Annotated in this window: 3 protein-coding genes; 2 read left to right on the forward strand and 1 reads right to left on the reverse strand. The window is 38.9% G+C overall.

The genetic code is table 11. The annotated features are described in order from the left end of the window. Positions 1-190: SDR family NAD(P)-dependent oxidoreductase (locus tag AC1DRF_RS20835; RefSeq protein ID WP_477741583.1), on the reverse strand; the 190-nt coding region annotated here is incomplete at its 3' end. Positions 191-397: 207 nt separating this feature from the next. On the opposite strand from AC1DRF_RS20835, the gene AC1DRF_RS20840 reads away from it, so the two are divergent. After that, positions 398-1996, forward strand: coding sequence for a spore germination protein (locus AC1DRF_RS20840; protein ID WP_043979632.1), 1599 nt, complete (start codon positions 398-400; stop codon positions 1994-1996). A gap of 24 nt (positions 1997-2020) precedes the next feature. Further along, positions 2021-3181 (forward strand): Ger(x)C family spore germination protein (locus AC1DRF_RS20845; protein WP_477741584.1); only part of this gene is annotated, 1161 nt, incomplete at its 3' end.

Genomic DNA, 3181 nt, shown 5'->3' on the forward strand with positions numbered 1-3181 from the left:
CTGCTGTTGCATAAGCAACTTGTACATCAAATGCTTCTAGTTCAGAAGCAACAGCCTTTAAATCTGCCTCTGTACGAGCAATTAAACCGATATTTACGCCTTCCTTTGCTAATTCAATCGCAGTTGAACGACCGATGCCTTTTCCTGCTCCTGTAATAAGAGCTACTTTGCCTTTAAGTGATTGTGCCATGTATAGACTCCTTTCAATGTTCCGCATAAACATTCTTCATAATAACAAAGAATTATCCATTACTATCCTATAGAAATGCACAAATGATGTCAAAAATTAAGATTATTAAAATGGCTTCAAGTATAAATTTCCTTTTCATACAAAAACTATAGAGACTAAAAAGAAGAAATTCCGTTTCTTTTCGTTCAATGTAGTGGAGGATGAACAATGCGTATAAAAAAACTATCTGAGTTAACGAATAAATCCAAACAGCGGAAAGAAAAAGCTGATGAATCGAAGGACTCTAAGGACACTAGTGCTTCTTCTACACAGGAAGAGCAGAAATTATCTGAGAGGGTGGGAGATAATTTATCCCGCATGAAAAAAGCATTGGGACAGAGCACGGATTTAGTTGTGCGAGAGTTTCGAATTTCGATTGAAGAAAAATTTACTTTAGGTGTTGCTTACATCGACGGATTAGTAAATAAAGACGAAGTTGAACACTATGCGCTGGACTCCATTATGCACTATCACGATGAACATTTAACACATGATGATGGCATCGTTAATATGTACGAATTGATTAAAAGCTATAGTTTGGCAGCGGGTGAAATCATGGAAGCAAAGACATTGGATGATGCTCTTCTTCATGTTTTATCAGGAGATACCGTACTGTTTTTAGAAGGGTATCAAACGTGTATTGTGGCAAGTACCAGAGGATGGAGAGACAGGGCTGTTTCTGAACCACAATCTCAGACCGTTGTAAGAGGGCCTCGAGACAGTTTCACAGAAACACTGCGAACGAATACCGCATTGATTCGGCGCCGAATAAAATCTCCAAAACTTTGGATTGAATCTCAGCAAATAGGAGAGTTTACAAAAACGGATATTGCGCTCGTTTATATAGACGGCATTGCGGATGAACAGGTCATTCAAGAGGTAAAGGAGCGTCTTTCCAAAATTGATATAGACGGTATTTTGGAGAGCGGATATATCGAAGAGTTGATTCAAGATGAAGATTATACACCTTTTCCTACTATGCATAACACGGAGCGTCCAGACTCGGTGGCAGCAGGTCTTTTAGAGGGGCGGATAGCCATTTTAGTAGACGGTACACCTTTTGTATTAATGGTTCCTGCCTTATTTATTCAATTTTTTCAAGCAGCCGAAGATTATTACCAGCGCGCAGATATTAGTACATTGATTCGCTTAATGCGCTATATGGCATTTTTCTTAGCTCTTTTAACACCTTCTGCTTATATTGCTTTAACTACTTTTCATCAAGAAATGCTTCCTTTTGCTTTATTAATTAGTATTGCAGCTCAAAGGGAAGGTGTTCCTTTTCCTGCTATTATTGAAGCGTTTATTATGGAAATCACGTTTGAAATTTTGCGAGAAGCGGGAGTCCGATTGCCTCGAGCAGTAGGTTCAGCTATTTCGATTGTGGGAGCACTCGTTTTAGGAGAAGCCGCCGTACAAGCGGGATTAGTTTCACCTGCAATGGTTATCGTTGTATCCATCACCGCTATTAGTAACTTTGTGTCACCTGTGTATGATATGGCTATTGCAGTAAGGATGCTACGCTTTGTTTTAATGGTTTTAGCAGCTACTTTTGGCCTGTTCGGTATTATCCTGGGGCTAATTTTAATGATTTTACATTTATGCAGCTTAAGGTCATTTGGAGTCCCTTATATGACACCTATGGCTCCATTTGTGAAGCGTGATCAAAAGGATGTGCTGATTAGACGTTCGATCAAAAAAATGAAAACAAGGCCAAAGCTTATTAATGAGAAGAATATTTCACGTCAAAAGACGCAAAAAAACTAAACTGTGTAAAGGTGGCCGTTTACTATGAAAGCATTTCTAATGTTATGTATCTKTTCATTGCTATTAAGCGGCTGCTGGAGCAGTCGAGAGTTGAACGAGCTAGCCATTACGGTTGCTGTCGGAATTGATAAAGTAGAAGATGGCATTATTGTGACAGTTCAGCTAATTAATCCGGGTGATATTCAGGCGAAAACGCCTACAAACGGGCCTTCTGTTACCACATTTTCTATTAAGGCTTCGTCTGTAATGGAAGGATTAAGAAAAATAACGACAAAATCTCCGCGTAAAATTTATCTTTCTCATTTACGAATGCTAGTTATTAGCGAAAGCATGGCGGAAGACGGTATTGCTGAAGTGCTTGATTTCTTTGCTCGGGATCATGAAGTGCGTACCGATTATTTTGTTGTTGTTGCTAAAAACACAAAAGCATCGAGCGTTTTGAACGTATTAACAACCATCGAAAAAATACCTGCTAACCATATGTTTGCTTCATTAGACGTGTCACAGCGTATTTGGGCACCTACTAGAGGAGTGAAGTTAAATGAACTGATCAGTAACTTAACCAGTGAAGGAAAGCAGGCGGTGTTATCAGGAGTGTTAGTGAAAGGCGACGTGAAAAAGGCAGGAGACATGTCTAGTATTTCTCGCACCAATCTTTCCACCCTGCTCAATTTCAAAGGATTAGGTGTCTTTCAAAATGATAAGCTTCTCGGCTGGTTCAATGAAGACGAAAGTAAAGGATATAACTATATTACCGGACATGTAAAAAGTACGTTAATTGTTATTCCATGCGAAAAAAAAGAAAAACAGCATGATATCATCGGAGTCGAAATGCTTCGAACGAATGTCAAGGTGACAGCTACTATGAAAAATCATAAACCTCATATTCACGTTGATTTAAAAGGAGAAGCGAACGTAGCTGATGTAGAGTGTCAAGTGAATTTACAGGACCCAGCTGTAATCAATATGCTCGAACGAAAAACAGCAGCTGACGTAAAAGAAAAAATGAATGATGCAGTAGAAAAAGCTCAAAAAACCTATAAAAGCGATATCTTTGGTTTTGGCGAAGCGTTTTACAGACAAGATGTAAAGAGATGGTACAAAATGAAAAGAGACTGGAACAGAATTTACGCAGAGGATTTAACCGTCGATTTAGATGCAAAAGTTCAAATCCGTCGCTTAGGC

Source organism: Priestia sp. P5_B4, from assembly GCF_056400385.1.

Excerpts from the sequence above, each read along its gene's own strand:
- AC1DRF_RS20840 (WP_043979632.1), top strand. The coding sequence starts at position 398 with ATGCGTATAAAAAAACTATCTGAGTTAACGAATAAATCCAAACAGCGG.